15 protein-coding genes are annotated in these 15,199 nt (G+C 63.4%); 9 read left to right on the plus strand and 6 right to left on the minus strand.

Going from position 1 to position 15,199, the window contains the following annotated elements; translation table 11 throughout:
* Positions 1 to 20: 20 nt before the first annotated feature.
* From VF34_RS23680 to VF34_RS23705, 6 genes are read left to right on the plus strand one after another with little or no spacing between them, the layout of a single operon-like run.
* Positions 21 to 1,232, plus strand: coding sequence for a sedoheptulose 7-phosphate cyclase (locus tag VF34_RS23680; RefSeq protein WP_032374848.1), 1,212 nt, complete (start codon positions 21 to 23; stop codon positions 1,230 to 1,232).
* A complete protein-coding gene (locus VF34_RS23685; RefSeq protein ID WP_230595361.1) occupies positions 1,229 to 2,038 on the plus strand; it encodes an O-methyltransferase in 810 nt (269 codons plus the stop codon). The genes VF34_RS23680 and VF34_RS23685 overlap by 4 nt, the downstream gene beginning before the upstream one ends.
* Entirely contained in the window at positions 2,035 to 3,321 is a 1,287-nt protein-coding gene (locus tag VF34_RS23690; protein WP_032374849.1) for an ATP-grasp domain-containing protein, read from the plus strand. The genes VF34_RS23685 and VF34_RS23690 overlap by 4 nt, the downstream gene beginning before the upstream one ends.
* A complete protein-coding gene (locus VF34_RS23695) occupies positions 3,321 to 4,346 on the plus strand; it encodes a D-alanine--D-alanine ligase family protein (protein WP_032374850.1) in 1,026 nt (341 codons plus the stop codon). The genes VF34_RS23690 and VF34_RS23695 overlap by 1 nt, the downstream gene beginning before the upstream one ends.
* Positions 4,343 to 5,095 (plus strand): TauD/TfdA dioxygenase family protein, encoded by a 753-nt coding sequence (locus VF34_RS23700; protein WP_032374851.1) that lies wholly within the window; start codon positions 4,343 to 4,345, stop codon positions 5,093 to 5,095. Before VF34_RS23695 ends, VF34_RS23700 begins: the two co-directional genes overlap by 4 nt.
* Positions 5,096 to 5,145: 50 nt before the next feature.
* Positions 5,146 to 5,871 (plus strand): YoaK family protein, encoded by a 726-nt coding sequence (locus VF34_RS23705; protein ID WP_045842079.1) that lies wholly within the window; start codon positions 5,146 to 5,148, stop codon positions 5,869 to 5,871.
* 15 nt (positions 5,872 to 5,886) lie between these two features.
* On the opposite strand, the gene VF34_RS24440 is transcribed toward VF34_RS23705, so the two are convergent.
* Positions 5,887 to 6,501 carry a TetR/AcrR family transcriptional regulator gene (locus VF34_RS24440; RefSeq protein WP_051365040.1) on the minus strand — a complete coding sequence of 205 codons (615 nt, stop codon included), beginning with the start codon at positions 6,499 to 6,501 and terminating at the stop codon, positions 5,887 to 5,889.
* Positions 6,502 to 6,581: 80 nt separating this feature from the next.
* On the opposite strand from VF34_RS24440, the gene VF34_RS23715 reads away from it, so the two are divergent.
* Entirely contained in the window at positions 6,582 to 7,514 is a 933-nt protein-coding gene (locus VF34_RS23715) for a DAPG hydrolase family protein (protein ID WP_230595363.1), read from the plus strand.
* 18 nt (positions 7,515 to 7,532) lie between these two features.
* On the opposite strand, the gene VF34_RS23720 is transcribed toward VF34_RS23715, so the two are convergent.
* The 3 genes from VF34_RS23720 to VF34_RS23730 are packed head-to-tail and all read right to left on the minus strand — an operon-like array spanning position 7,533 to position 9,843.
* The gene (locus tag VF34_RS23720) at positions 7,533 to 8,108 is read right to left on the minus strand and encodes a hypothetical protein (RefSeq protein ID WP_045842080.1); all 576 of its coding nucleotides are present in this window, start codon (positions 8,106 to 8,108) and stop codon (positions 7,533 to 7,535) included.
* A gap of 40 nt (positions 8,109 to 8,148) precedes the next feature.
* Positions 8,149 to 8,490 (minus strand): GNAT family N-acetyltransferase, encoded by a 342-nt coding sequence (locus VF34_RS23725; protein ID WP_032366803.1) that lies wholly within the window; start codon positions 8,488 to 8,490, stop codon positions 8,149 to 8,151.
* Between the two features lie 54 nt (positions 8,491 to 8,544).
* Positions 8,545 to 9,843, minus strand: coding sequence for a glycoside hydrolase family 16 protein (locus tag VF34_RS23730; RefSeq protein ID WP_032375088.1), 1,299 nt, complete (start codon positions 9,841 to 9,843; stop codon positions 8,545 to 8,547).
* Between the two features lie 455 nt (positions 9,844 to 10,298).
* On the opposite strand from VF34_RS23730, the gene VF34_RS23735 reads away from it, so the two are divergent.
* Together VF34_RS23735 and VF34_RS23740 are read left to right on the plus strand one after the other, a co-directional pair.
* Entirely contained in the window at positions 10,299 to 11,540 is a 1,242-nt protein-coding gene (locus VF34_RS23735; protein ID WP_027495739.1) for an ATP-grasp domain-containing protein, read from the plus strand.
* Between the two features lie 41 nt (positions 11,541 to 11,581).
* Complete coding sequence (locus VF34_RS23740; RefSeq protein WP_032367296.1) at positions 11,582 to 13,588, plus strand: hypothetical protein; 2,007 nt, start codon at positions 11,582 to 11,584, stop codon at positions 13,586 to 13,588.
* Here VF34_RS23740 and VF34_RS23745 read toward each other — a convergent pair.
* Both VF34_RS23745 and VF34_RS23750 read right to left on the minus strand, forming a co-directional pair.
* Positions 13,570 to 14,778, minus strand: coding sequence for a ricin-type beta-trefoil lectin domain protein (locus VF34_RS23745; RefSeq protein ID WP_230595365.1), 1,209 nt, complete (start codon positions 14,776 to 14,778; stop codon positions 13,570 to 13,572). The two genes, VF34_RS23740 and VF34_RS23745, sit on opposite strands and share 19 nt — an antisense overlap.
* A gap of 192 nt (positions 14,779 to 14,970) precedes the next feature.
* Positions 14,971 to 15,186: a hypervirulence associated TUDOR domain-containing protein gene (locus VF34_RS23750; protein WP_027495736.1), complete on the minus strand. Its 216-nt coding sequence runs from the start codon at positions 15,184 to 15,186 to the stop codon at positions 14,971 to 14,973.
* Between the last annotated feature and the right edge of the window lie 13 nt (positions 15,187 to 15,199).

A 15,199-nucleotide genomic window follows, 5' to 3' on the forward strand; every position in this document is an offset into this window, starting at 1 on the left:
AACCATCTCAGGAGCAACAAGTGAGTAATCTTCAGGCCCAGGTCGTCGCCGGCGACAGATCGTTTCGTGTCGAGGGATACGAGCGGATCGAATACGACTTGATCTACGTCGACGGAGTGTTCGCGATCGAGAACACCGAATTGGCCGACAGCTACCGTCCGTACGGGCGCGCCCTGATGGTTGTCGACGAATCGGTGCACGCCATCTACGGCGACCGGATCGGTGCATACTTCGATCACCACGGCATCGCCCTGACGGTGGTGCCGGTCCACATTGCGGAGACCGCGAAATCACTCGAGACGTTCGAGCGCATCGTCGGCGAGTTCGACGCGTTCGGTCTCGTGCGAACCGAGCCGGTCCTCGTGGTGGGTGGTGGATTGACCACGGACGTAGCCGGTTTCGCGTGCGCGAGTTACCGCCGAAACACTCCCTACATCCGCATTCCCACCACGTTGATCGGCCTGATCGATGCGAGCGTCTCGATCAAGGTGGCCGTCAACTACGGCAAGCACAAGAATCGTTTGGGGGCCTACCACGCCTCACAGAAGGTGCTGTTGGACTTCTCCTTCCTCGGCACACTGCCCGAGGATCAGGTCCGCAACGGGATGGCGGAGCTCATCAAGATCTCCGTGGTCGGCAACCTCGAGATCTTCGAGTTGCTCGAGCAGTACGGCCCGGAACTGCTACGCACCCGGTTCGGCCACCTCGACGGAACTCCTGAGTTGCGTTCGGTCGCAGACCGTTTGACGTACTCGGCAATCGCGACGATGCTCGAGCTCGAGGCACCCAACCTGCACGAGATCGACCTCGACCGAGTCATTGCATTCGGGCACACGTGGAGTCCCACGCTCGAGCTGACGCCGCCCGCGCCGTTCTTCCACGGCCACGCGATCAACATCGACATGGCCCTGTCGACGACGGTCGCCGAACAACGTGGCCACCTGTCGACGGCCGATAGAGACCGCGTGCTCGGAGTCATGAGCAGCATCGGACTGGCGTTGGACAGCCCGTACCTGACACCCGAGTTGCTGACCGAGGCAACAGCATCCATCCTCAAGACTCGGGACGGGATTCTGCGCGCCGCGGTGCCCGACCCGATCGGCACCTGCCGCTTCCTCAACGACCTGGAACCTCGCGAACTGGCCGACGTCCTGTCGTTGCACAAGAAGATCTGTCTGGACTTCCCACGGGCAGGCGAGGGTCTCGACATGTTCACCGCACCCACGCCGTGACCGATGCAGCCATGACGCCGCGTCCGGTCACCCCGACGACGATCCTGGCGCGCGAGCTCAGCGAGATAGCCGCGCTACTCGACGCCGACGCCGGGGTGACCGACGAGCTGACCACCCGTGTTCATCGGGCCCTCGATCTCGCCGCGGGACTCGACCCGTATCTCGACACCTGCACCACCTCCGAATCTGCGGCACTGGCCACGTTGGCGTCGCGGACCCGCTCTGCGGATTGGGGATCACGCAACGTGGTCTCCGGTTCCGGGCCCCTGGAGATGGAGATGCTCTCCGGCCATGTGGAGGGACGCTTCCTGGCGTTTCTCGTGCACATGACGCGGGCGACTCGGGTGCTCGAGATCGGTATGTTCACCGGTTACTCGGCGTTGGCGATGGCCGAGGCGCTGCCCGCGGGCGGCGAGGTCGTCGCCTGCGAGGTGGATCCGTACGTGGCCGAGTTCGCGCAGTCCTGCTTCGCGGAATCGACTGCAGGATCTGCCATCTCGGTGCAGGTAGGGCCTGCGCTGGATACTCTGCACGGGCTCGACGGGAAGTTCGATCTGGTGTTCGTCGACGCCGACAAGAGCGGATACCGCGGGTACGTGGAGTACCTGCTCGAGAGCGATCTGCTCTCCGACGGTGCCGTGATCGCCGTCGACAACACGCTGTTGCAGGGTCAGCCCTACGCTCCGCAGCCGAACGAGAACGGCCGGGCCATCGCCGAGTTCAACGACTATGTCGCGAACGACCCTCGCGTGGAACAGGTTCTGATTCCGTTGCGCGACGGTGTGACACTGATCCGGCGCACATGATCCGCACCGTTGCGGCGCTGATCGGCCTCACGGTCACCCTCCCCGTCGACCTCGCGGCGGTGGGGGTGGCGGCGCTGCGCGGTACCCGGCCCGTCGCCCATCGAACCGATTCGCCCAGAACGATTCTGATCAGTGGCGGCAAGATGACCAAAGCCTTGCAACTCGCACGGTCCTTCCATCTCGCCGGCCATCGGGTGATCCTCGTGGAATCGGCGAAGTACCGCTGGACCGGACATCGTTTCTCCCGCGCTGTCGACCGTTTCCATTGCATTCCCGACCCGGGTGATTCGGGATATGCGCAGGCTCTGCTGGACATCGTGCGCCGCGAGGGCGTCGACGTCTTCGTGCCCGTGGCAAGCCCGGCCGCGAGTATTCACGACGCCGACGCGCGTGCACTCCTCGATGCGCACTGCGAGGTGATCCACGGCGACGCGGATACCGTACGGATGGTCGACGACAAGTCCCGATTCTCCGAGCACGCAGCGTCATTGGGACTCCGGGTTCCCGACTTCAAGCGCATCACCGACCCAGCCCAGATCGACGAATTCGACTTCGAGCCGGGCCGTGAGTACATCCTCAAACGGATCACGTACAACCCGGTCGGCCGAATGGATCTGACGCGGTTGACGGCGCACACGCCGGAACGCAACTCCTCGTTCGCCCGGAGCCTGCACATCACCGAGGACGACCCGTGGATCCTGCAGGAATTCATCGCCGGACAGGAGTACTGCACGCACGGCACGGTGCGCGAGGGTCGCCTGCAGGTGTACGGCTGCTGCGTGTCGTCCGCCTTCCAGGTCAACTACGAGATGGTGGACAAGCCCGAAATCCTGCGCTGGGTAGAGACATTCGTCTCTTCGCTCGACACCACCGGGCAACTGTCGTTCGACTTCATCGAGTCCGCCGCCGACGGCCGGATCTACGCCATCGAATGCAACCCGCGCACCCACTCGGCCATCACGATGTTCTACGACCACCCCGACCTGGCTGCCGCGTACCTCGACGACGGACATGCCGAGATCGTGCCGCGTGCGACGGCCCGGCCGACGTACTGGATCTACCACGAGCTGTGGCGTCTGATCACCGAGGGTGATCGAGTATCTCGGCTCCGCACCATCTTTCGAGGCAAGGACGCCATCCTCACCGGTTGGGATCCCCTGCCGTATCTGTTGGTACATCATCTTCAGATTCCGTCGTTGCTGATCCGGAACCTCCGCGAGCGGCGTGGCTGGTCCCGAATCGATTTCAACATCGGAAAACTCGTGGAAAACGGAGGCGACTGATGACGTTGTCGGTCGTGGTGCTCGTCGGGTCCTCGGTGGACCGCTTTCACAGTGACCTCTCTCGCGTCTACGCCGGCGGCTTCCTTGACGCGCTCGGCACGAACCCCGCGTACAGCTTCGAGATCGCATTCGTCTCCCCGGGCGGCCTCTGGAGTTTTCCCACCGGTCTCGAGGATTCGAGTATCGCTGCGGCGCAGCAGATGCCGTTGGCACAGGCGGTGGAGCTCATCGCGGCGCGCGACTTCGACGTCATGGTTCCGCAGATGTTCTGCATGCCGGGTATGACGACGTACCGCAGCCTGTTCGACCTACTGGGCGTGCCCTACCCTGGCAACGGTCCGGACCTCATGGCGTTGACGGCGAACAAGGCCCGCGCCCGCGCCGTCGTCGCGGCAGCCGGCGTGCGTGTTCCCGACGGCGTGGTCGTCCGATCCGCCGACGACGTGATGGACCTCGCCCTGCCGGTCGTGGTCAAGCCCGTGGATTCGGACAACTCGATGGGTGTCTCGCTGGTCCACGGGTCCGACGGGCTGGCACCCGCGATTCGAGAGGCTCTGACGTATTCGCCTGCTGCACTGGTGGAGACGTACGTTCCACTGGGTCGTGAAGTTCGGTGCGGGATCATCGTCCGAGATGGCGAACTCGTGTGCTTGCCCCTCGAGGAGTACGCCGTCGACTCCGTCCGCAGTAGTGCGGACAAGCTGAATCGCACATCCGACGGCGATCTCTACCTGGTGGCGAAAGAGCAGACCAGAGCCTGGACGGTCGACGTCACGGATCCGATCACCGAAAAAGTCTGGGCAGCAGCACGATCGAGTCACATCGCACTGGGATGTCGGCACTACGGCCTGTTCGACTTTCGCATCGACCCGGACGGCGAGCCGTGGTTTCTCGAAGCCAGCCTCTACTGCTCCTATTCGCCGTCCAGCGTGTTGGCGGTGATGGCCGCAGCCGCGGGCATCACCGTCGAAGATTTGTTCGCATTCGCGCTCGAAGAACTGCCGGTGAAGGAGTCGTCGTCATGACGTTGGGAATCGAGATGGCCGATCTGAACTTGGAATCGGTTTCAATAGAGCAACTTCGAGAGCTCCTCGCCGAACACGGGGTGTTGATCCTGCCGAACCAGCCCGTCGACGATCAGCGCTTCCTGGCGTTCCTGCGCCGGTTCGGAGAGTTGATGTTCACCGAAGGCGAGACGCCTGTTCCCGACTGTCCGGATCTGAACGTCATCAGCAACGTCGGCCGCTCCACGCCGCCGAAGTCCACGTTCCACGTCGACACCACCTACATTCCGAATCCACCCGCCTACACCGCGTTACGCGCGGTCGAAGTTCCCGCGGCCGGCGGCAGTACGTTGTTCAGCGACCAATACGCCGCATACGAGACGCTTCCAGCGGAAATGAAGGAGCATTTGGCCGGGCGCACGGTGACGCACAGAGTGACCGGCGTGGCGTCGGATTCCGATTCTTCCGCCGACCATCCCCTCTTCGCCGTTCACCCGATATCGGGACGCACCGCGCTGTCGCTGTCCGCGCCCGCTCGCTGTGTCGCGGTCAGCGGACTGACCGAAGACGAAGCACGAGACACCGTTCGCTACCTCGTGGGGCATTCGACGAGGGAGGACAACCTGCTGCGGCACAACTGGTCCCCCGACGACATGGTGATGTGGGACAACAGGTGTGTGATGCACCGCGCGGATCACAGCGGGGTGGTCGGCAACCGGGTGATGCACCGCGGGATGGTGGCGAGCACCCACCCGACTGTCTCTGTGTGACCGATGACTCAAAGATTTGCCGCCGCGGCTCACGCCCGGAGAATCGAGTCATGACTTCCCCCTTGGCGATCAGCCGCGAAACAGCCGTCGGCGCCGAAGCTCGTCTGTCCTGGATCCTGTCCGGACTGGCAGGCATGGTGGGTGCGGTCGCGTTCCTGCATTCCGCCGGCTACTTCGTGACCTTCATGACCGGCAACACCGAACGAGCCGTCGTCGGACACTTCGGCCATCCGGAGGGCAAGGAGGTGGCACCGGGGGCGTCACCCTGGGCCGCACTGGCCCTCATGGCCGCGTTTCTCGGCGGCGTGATCGTCTCGTCGATCTGTCGGCGCCGCTACTGGTCCAACCACCCCCATGGAGCGACGGTGTTGACCACCGTTGCGCTGGGAGCGGCGGGTCTGATCGACATCGCCGTCTCCGGGTGGTCGTCGGCAAATGTGAACTTCTACCCGATCCTCCTCGTCGCCTTCGCGCTGGGCGCGTTGAACACCGCGTTCACGAAGAAGGAGGAGACGTACATCCCGCTCAGTTACGTCACCGGAACGGTGGTCAAGCTCGGCCAGGGAATCGAGCGTCACCTCTTCGGCGGCGGAACACACTACGACTGGCTCTGCTACGCAACGCTTCTGGGCTCCTTCGCAGCGGGAGGTGCTGTCGGTGCGTTCATCGGCGTCGTGATCACCGGGCCGCAGGTGCTACTGCTCACTGCGCTCATCAGCTTCGGTGCAACGATCTTCACGTTCACCCACACCGAACGGAACTCGTTGCTCGGCTGATCGGTGGCTGATCGGCTAATCGGTGACCATCGGGGATGCGCCGACGATCGTGCGCAGCATTCGGTCGACGACGGGACGTGGCAGCCGCGATCCGATCAGCACCTGCCTCCCCACGAGACCCTCGATCATGACGACGAGCATCTCCGCATCCCCCTGGGGGTCTTCGGATTCCAACGACGCGACTATCCACTGGGTGTACGCGACGAACGCGGCCCGCTGAGAGTCGAACAGATCGCGGATTTCCCGATCATGTTGCGCTTCACCGAGCAGGATGCTGCGCGCGATCACTCTTTTCGTTGCTTCTCCGGTGGTCATCGCCTCGATGAAGTCGATGATGCGGTTCACGACGATGTCCACGGTGAGTGGTTTGACGTCGACCAGACCACCGAAGGTCGCGCCGGCAGTGTCGTAGTCGCGGGCGAACAACAGCTCGAGCGCCAGGTGCAACAGTCGTCCGCGAGTGGGCGCGTGGTAGTTGACCGACCCGGGGCTCAATCCTGCTGCAGCGTCGACCGCCCGGTGCGTCAAGCCGCGAAAACCTTGCGTTGCCAACACTTCGATTGCTGCCGCGGCGATTTCGTCGCGCCGACGCACTCTCGACTCGTCGTCCTTGGGACGGGCAGGACTCATACCACGGAGTCTAGTGCCCCACCATTGACAGTTGCCGAAGTCACGTCATAGTCTCAACCGATGTTGAGGAACCCCGCCCGATGAGCCGCGGCCCGTCGCGACGACAAATGATGGTGGGTGCCGCCGCGGCTGCAGCCACGGCTGTGTTCGGCCCCGCGGCACGAGCGGCCGCAACTCCCGGCACCGGTTCGAGTGAAGACTGCGGCGAGCGGTACCAGGGCTACCGCGACATCGACCGAGGACGGCCCTATGCCCATTTCTTCGCCGCACGGACGACACCGGCACCGGCCGTCGTGACCGACGCAGTCGGGGGGCCGCCGATAGCGCCCGAGTGGGTCCCGCACTTCGATTCCATCACAACCGATCTCGCGCCGACGGGATATTCGGCGATCGAAACCGGCTACGGACGACGCGCCGACGGCATGACGTTCGTGGCGGTGCGCACCGCGATGCCCCGGGTCACGGCAGCGATGTGGGATTGGTGGTTCGGTTGGCATTCCGCCGAGGCGGCCCGCTACAAACTGTGGCACCCCGATGCCCACCTCCACGCCGCGCTCGCCGAGGACCGCACGGTCCACGCGATTCAGGACAGGGCGAAGTACATCGGCAACACATCGTTCGTGGACGAGTACGTCGGCCCGAAGCTTCAGCAGCTGGGTATCGGCTTCCGTGACCCTGTTGCACACGGTTTCGACGTTCCCGCAGACCAGACGGTCGTCTTCGGCCGAGTGGGAAGTTCCATCGCACCGGTGGATCTGGGCTGGCTCGCCCATCAGGTTCGGCCGGTACAGGGCGGTGCCGAGATGCGCAGCCGCTTCTATCTGAACCTACGAGGATTGCACGTTCCCGATCCGAAGCAGGCCGTGTGCGCAGTTCGCCGGGGTACGTCCGTGGATCCGAGCGACCTCGTTCTCGGACTCGACCTCGCCCGAGATCTGCTGCTGCACTGCGGACAGGAGATGAACCACCTCGCAGGGTTTCTGCCGGAGCTGCACGCAGAGTTCGGCGGTTGATCCGTCCACGAGGGGCAGCTAGTGACCCAAGAAGACTTTCGCCAGCACGATGAGCGCCGCGACGACGGCAGTGGCAAGCCCGATCACCAGGGCCCGAAACGTCGGACGGTTCCCGCGAACTCGTTCCGTGACAATCGGTATGGTGGCGATTCGTACGACGATCACCGCACCGGCCAGCAGTTCGGCCCATTGTGCCGGAAGCACCGACAGCCACCCGAGCGCCAGCATCGCCGCCGGAAACGTCCCGGAGCTCAGAATGGGGACGGCATCCCGGAATTCCTCGATGGCCTCGAACGTGCGCTGTTCGTCCGTCGCATCACCGTGCGCCTCCGGTATCTGGCTCCCGGCGACGAAATCGGCGAATACATGCGCGAGAAAAGTCGTTGCCGCAGTGGCCGCTACGAGAACAGCCGCCGTCCCGTGCCCGATGGAACTCGGCGTGGAGGCGGCAACCGCGGCGAGGACCAGGATGTTGCCGTAGATGTACGCCGAGAGCCTCCTGGCCGCCCGAACGGGCGTCAAGGGGCCGTCGGACCGGGTGACCAACCGACGGTAGAGATGGGTGCCACCGGGGCGGTGTCCGGGATCGGTCATGGTGCAGATCGTCGCACGTCGCCGGCGATCGGTCGACGAATCATCCCTGCTGGTCGGCCAACCACTGCCGAATATCGTCCGTGACGGGCTCGACCATGTCGTCGTACTCGTGATGTTCGCCGACGAACGCGGCCACCAACGGACAGATCGGGACGGCGTGCTTGTTCTCGGAACGCGTCGCGTCGAGCGCGTGTCGAACGACGATCGTGGCCAGACCACGTCCGCCGTAGGCCGCATCCACTTCGGTGTGGAAGAAGACGCGCCTGCCCTGCTCGTCGTCGGCGAACTCGGTGAAGCCGACCTGCGTGCCCTCGACCGAAATCGTGAACCTGTCCGCCTGCTGGGCGATCTCGACCTCGGCACCGGTTTTGTCGACCGTCATCGACGCTCCCCTTCTCTCGATGGCACGCCCCAGTCGGTTGGGTACGCGGCCGGGTCAGCCTACCCAGCTGTATACCGAAACCCAGTCCAGCAACAGATGCCCGTTGCTGTTTCCGGTGCCGTTGGTCTCGGTCTGCAGTTCCCAGCGCATCGGACCCGAGGGAACCCACTTGGTGCTGTCCAGAACCACGGTGTCGTCGAGGATGTAGCGAACGCGACCCGGGGACCATTCGATGGTGTACGTGTGCCAATCGGTGAAGTTCGCGCCGATGTTCCGAGCGACGTCCTGGCAGCCGCCGACGCACGAACCGGCACCCGAGTAGTGATGGAATCCGCCGACCTGCCCCGCGAGACTTCCTTCGGGAAAGTCCATTTCGCCGTCCGCAGGCCATCTTTCGGACTGCGGCCACAGCAGCCATGCAACGTAGTACTCGGCCAGAGTTGCCGAGTCGACCTTGAATCGCGCTGTGTATCGTCCGTATGTCTGGTTCTGCCCTGCCGCGTTGATCACCGGCGAGACGCTGGCACCGGCCGGGACACCGTCGACATTGTGCAATCCGTAATCGAGCAGGCCGTCGTGCGTGGACAGCACGGCGTCCGCTCGGTACGGGCGCTTCTGATAGGTGTCCTTGTAGCACTTGGGGTACGTACGCCACTGCTGATTCTGAGCACCGCCGTAGACGATCTTGGTGGGATCGCAGTCGTTGGCCCAACTGCCGACGGCGGAAGGCTTCGCGAAGTCGTCGACGAAGATCTGCTTCCAACCGGGTAGGTCGCCCACCGGCGCTGCCACCCCGCTGGGAGTGGTGGACGGAGTGGTCGGTGGCGTCGTGGGGGGTGGCGTCGTGGGCGGTGTCGTCGGAAACGGCGTGGTCGCGGTGATCCACTTCTGAGCAGCAGAGCCGTTGCATTTCGCCAACACCGGTCGGTTTCCGTTGACCTCACGCGAATTCTGAATGCACAGGCCGGTCTTCTGCAGCAACGAGATCGAGCCGTCCCCCCGGATCGACCATTGCTGCGCGGGCTTGCCGTTGCACGCCCACGTCGTCAACGCGACGCCGGCCGCCGCATAGCCCGATGCCGGTGACAAGCATCGGCCCTGCACTCGAATCGTGGCGTCCTCGGTACCGGTCCACGTCTGCGCGCCGGTACCGTTGCAATCCCAGATCTGGACGGGATTGTTCTGTCCGGTGAGACCGCCCTTGTTGTCCAGGCAGAACCCGGCGGGCGTCTTGATCTGTCCCGAGGTGGCGGCCGCGGCCTGTGGCGCGTGAACTACGAAAGCCGAAAGTAATACGGTGGTTCCGAGCGTTACCAAGGAACGCTTCAGAACAGCACGGCCCGAAACAGTCATGGTTTCATCCTTCGAGAGACCGAACATCGCATTGGATAACACGGCGGATAAATACAATTGATTGCCGGCATCTCGAATCATAGGGATGATTCAGACATTGCGCAGTGAATTCGCATTCACCCTGAAACGCCTGGTCAGAGGCGTAATTGAAAGAAATACGACCGGTACGAATTGGAGATTAAATATTAAACTAGTTGCTCCGGATCGAAAATCTATTCACACGAATCGAATTGTCGAGCAAATCGTGCATCTGGACTTTTTATGATCTTGTATCGATCATCTCGCTGGCAAACGAGCGCATTGCCAGCCCCGTGCAGGATCCGGCCCGACAGTTCGAGGGACGGTGCACATCGCGTCCCGGCTTCCCGAGCACCGGGTCCGGAAAGCGGCACCGAACACCCTCTGTACGGTGGAGCGAAGGACCTCGACCGCGCATCACAAGGGAAAGGAACTTCATGGATCGGCCACAGAGGCTGGAGAAAGACCCGAACAAAGGCTTCGTAGCGCTGCTGGGCTGGAGTTTGGCCGCAGTGGAAGCCCTGGACGCGTTCGATCGACGTTACGTCGTCGTCGCGCCCGAGTGGGCCGAGGCGTACTGCACCGAGCATGACATTCCGTACCTACCGTGGAACTTCGAGCGACTCAACGACAGGTCGCTCGAGATCGCGGAGACTCTCCGAGACAAAGGCGTCGATGTAGCGATACCGCTGTACGAGGAGACAGTCGAGTGGGCCGGTGCCATCAATTCCGTGCTGCTGGGCAATCCGAGGTTGTTCGGCCAGGCGATGCTGCTCCGAGACAAGGCACTGATGAAGCGCCGCGCACAGCTCGGTGGCATTCGTGTCGGCATCTTCGAGGAAGCACACGATCGTGAGGACGTCATCCGCTTTCTGCGTCGGGTGAACCAGACGCTGCTCAAACTCGACGGTGACCCGAACGACCCCATCCACCTCAAGGCCTTCGACAAGGCAGGATGCCTGGGCCACCGCGTCATTCGGACCCCCGACGAAGTCGACTCCATCCCGGACGAGGAGTTCCCGGTACTGATGGAGTCGCATCTCGACGGCTGGGAGTTCGCCGTCGAGGCGTGGATCCACAACGGAAAGATCAAGTTCCTCAACATCTCCGAGTACGTCACGCTCGGATACTCCGTCTTCGTTCCCGCGACGCCGGAACTCGAGAAGTACCGCGAGCAGATCACGGTGCAGATCGAGAAGCTCATCAAGGCGTTCGACATCGAGTTCGGGTTCATCCATCCCGAGTACTTCGTCACCAGCGACGGAGAGATGTACTTCGGCGAAGTCGCCTATCGTCCACCAGGTTTCAAGGTGTTCGAGCTCCTCGAGCGGGCGTACGGCTTCAACGCGTACCAGGGCCTGGCTCTCGCCTTCGACCCGAAGACCACCGAGGAAGAGATCGACGCCTTCTTCCCGCGCGAGGTGGTCGATGCCACCGGTCACGCGGGATGCTTCGGGGTGTACCCACGGCGACGCGTCGTGAGCGATCTCGTCATCCCCGACGTGACCGCCGACGACGACTACTACGAGACCAACGACCTGTCGGCACCGGTCGAGGAAACCGTCACCAAGAGAACGGCTTTCGGCACCCACTGGGGCTTGCTGTACTTCTTCGGCGATGATCCGTACCGGATGCGCGACCTGCTCAAGCAACAGGAAGAACTGGACTTCTACGTGTGAAGCAGCAACTCGGCAACGACCAAGAGCCCACGACGCAGACGATGAACGACGCTGCACCGATCGACAAGGCTCTGGTGTCGCGGCTGGCGCAACTCGATCACGCCGTCGACGCGCTGGCCGCCGCACCGGAGTTCAGCAAGAGCACCAAGGTGCGACGGGTTCTGGATTCTGTGCACCGAGTGTTGTTGCAGCCCGGCGGATGTGGCGCGGTACGCGAACGCGCCGCGGTGCTGGAGAACGCCGGGCTGTTTGCCGGTACGGACTGGGCGCAGCCGGACATTCTCGTTCCCGCGTTCGTGGGTCCGAGCCTGCGCAGCGGCAACGACGACACCGTGGTTCTCGAAGCAGCCAGCGAGTTGCGGATGGTCGCGATCGTCGCCGGTGAGTACGAGCATCCCGCAGTGACAGCTGACGATGCGCGACGCTTCCTCTCCCAGGTACTCGCCCTGAACCTCGAGGTGTTGTTCACCCCGCCCTCGGAATCGGAACGAGTCCGTTCGGGTCGGACAGCACATCTGATCCGCGATCTCTTCGGCTACGTTGCCGGGGAAATCGGCTACGACAGTGTGCTGGACGAATTGCTCGAAGAGATCTGGCGGATTCTGCGTCAGCGTCCGATCCAGGTCGACACCATCAAGTCCATGGTCACGCGCATTGCGATCTATCGCGACGACCCGACCGTCGATCTCGGCACGTCCGGTCAGGGACTCGATCGGTTGACCACGGCGTTGTTCGGCACCACGGACGCGTGCCGCGAGGACCCGGGCGTGGAGGTCTACCGGAACCGGCTCGAGGCCATGGACGTCGAGGCACTGCAGTTCGAGGCCCGCGGTTTCGCCCGGGCGATGCACGACACCGGTCTCGTTTCGCCGTACCACGCCACACTCACGCAATATCTCGTCGACCACTACTCGTATGTCCTGCCCGAGGCCTTGGGGCTGTCCGACACCGGTCGTACGTGCCTCACTCGCTACCCGGAATTGGTCCACCGTCTGATCGAAGAAACCGTGTATCCCGAGACGGCGCAAAGTCTCTACGGATTGGCACTGCTCCTCGACCGCGGAATCCTGCATCAGCCGCCGATCGTGCCGTCCCTGTGGCGTCAGCTATCGCTCACCCTCGCGCCCGCAGTGCGAGAACGCTTGATCACCACTTTCGGTCCGGTTCCGGCACCGGAGTCGCGATTGCTCGGTGGGTTGCTCTCCATGCTCGGTCAACCGCTCGGTGTCGGCCAGGGCGACAATCCCACGTGCCAGTCGGCGCGCGCGCTGTCGATGTGGGCGTACAACGATCCCGACTACCTGCTGCAGATGGTGGTGTGGGCGGCACGAGACGAAGAGATCGTCATGCACTTCGAGGGCCAGTCGATCTCGTCCGTCGACAGCGAAAGTGGTGTCGCGACCTCGGATCCGGTCGATCTGGACCCGGCATCGCTGATTCTGGTTCCGCACCTGGACCGGATCTACGCCGAGATGGTCCGACGCTGCGCCGACAGACCGGGCGATCCGCATCGCTGGGTCAATCCCGAGTTCCACGGGTGGTGGTCGGCCCGCGAGTTCCATATCGACGTGGACGTCGCGACCGGAAATCTGGTCGATCTCGATGGTTTCCTGCGGCAGTTCCATGCCGCTTATCACCCCGAGTACAACGGCCATCAGCCGCTGATCCACCCGCAACCCGCCGGGGTGGCCGTAACCGACAGCGCTGCACGGTATGTGGGGTGGCACGCCATCGCCATTCTGCGTGTTGCCCCCGATCCCGACGGCGTCATGCGGGTCTACTTCTTCAATCCCAACAACGACAGTGGGCAGGATTGGGGTGACGGAGTCGTCGTCGGAACGGCAGGGAACGGCGAACGCGCGGGCGAAGGCTCGCTACCGTTCGAGCAATTCGCGTCTCGCCTGTACATCTTCCACACGGATCCGTTGGAAAAGGGTGAGCCGGAGAAGATTCCGAACGCGGACATCGACACGATCGTCGGTTACATCGAACGCAGTTGGGGTGCCGAGCGCTCGGCGCGGGCCGCGTATCAGCCGTTCCAGGAGTAGACCGAGACCCAGTCCAGGATCAGATTGCCCTCGCTGTTTCCGTCTCCCTTGGTTTCGGTCTGCAGCTCCCATCGCATCGGCGTGGACGGCACGAAGTCGGTCGAGTCCAACACGACCGTGTCGTCGAGGAGGTACCGGATCCTTCCCGGTGACCATTCCATGGTGTAGGTGTGCCAGTCGGTGAACTGCGCGCCGATGTCGAGGGCAGGCGTTTTGCACCCGTCGGCGCACGAGCCTTCGCCCGAGAAATGATGGAACCCACCGACGTTGCCCGACAGCGCACCTTCCGGGAAATCGAACTCGCCGTCGTACGGCCAATTCTCGGATTGCGGCCAGAGCAACCATGCCGCGTAGTACTCGGACAGATCCGGTGAATCGACTTTCAGACGCGCCGAATATCGTCCGTACGTCTGATACTGGTCGGCACCGATCAGTGGGGAGATACTCGCTCCGGCCGGAACGCCGTCGACCTGACCGAGGTGGTACTGCAGAGCGCCGTCGGCAGTGGACAGCACTGCATCGGGCCGATACGGCCGTTTGTCGTAGGTGTCGGAATAGCACGACGGATACGTGCGCCACCGCTGGCCCTCGGCTCCGGTGTAGACGACCTTCGAGGGGTCGCACTGATTGGACCAACTGCCGGTGGCGGACGGGGCGGTGAATTCGTCGACGAATATCTGCTTCCAGCCGGGCAGATCCCCGGTGGGTGCAGCAATTCCTCCGGGGTTGTCGGCGGTCGGTTCTGCGGCCGCTACCGGTGTCCACGTCTGCACCGACGAGCCGTCGCATTCGGCCAGCACGGCCACACGCCGAGAGGTCTGCCGTGCGTCGTCCGCGAGACAGAGGCCGGTGCCCGTCAGCCCGATCGCACCGGATTCGCCCGCTGTCCAACTGGCGACCGCACTGTCGTCGCAACTTCCGAGGACAACAGGTACACCGGCTGCGGTCTCGCTGTTCTTCGGCACCAGACACTGCGATTGCGACCGAACCGTGCCGTCGGCCTCGGCGACTACTTGCTGCGCCGGCGTTCCGTTGCACGTCGCGAGACGGACGGTGTCGGTGTCACTTCCATCGAGGCAGAGCGTGTCGGGAGACTCGATCTGCCCGGTGAAGGTCACTGCAGACGGTGTGTCCGCGTCCGTGGTCGAGTCCCCGGAGAACACGCCGCAGCCCACGACGAGTACGGACACGGTCGCCAGCGTCCCCGTAGCGACAAGAGCCCTCCCCGTGCGGCAACCGCTACCCCACCGACCGAGACGCGAACGTGCACGAACAATCCGCATCGGGGTCGTCCCCATCGTTGCCTCCAAAGTGACGATCCGTCCCAGCCGAGGGTACAGATCGTCAGCAGGAGCAACTTTCGAGCAGCTTACGGAGCGAGATCAGTCCTTCTTGTCGAGCGATTCGGGCTTGTGCACTGCGTCCTTTCCGGACTTGTCACTTTCGACGCGGTACTGCGGGTCGTCTTTCGAGGCCTTGACCTTGCGGCCGGCGGCTTCGGTCTCGGAGGTGATCTTCTCCTGCACCGTTCCCTCGGTGGTAGTTCCGTGGGTCTGCCATTCGACCTTGTCGCCCTTGTGCAAATCGTCCTTCGACATGTTCCGGTGATCC

Origin of the sequence: Rhodococcus sp. PML026 (genome assembly GCF_000963615.1) — a bacterium.
Classification (GTDB): Bacteria; Actinomycetota; Actinomycetes; order Mycobacteriales; family Mycobacteriaceae; genus Rhodococcoides; species Rhodococcoides fascians.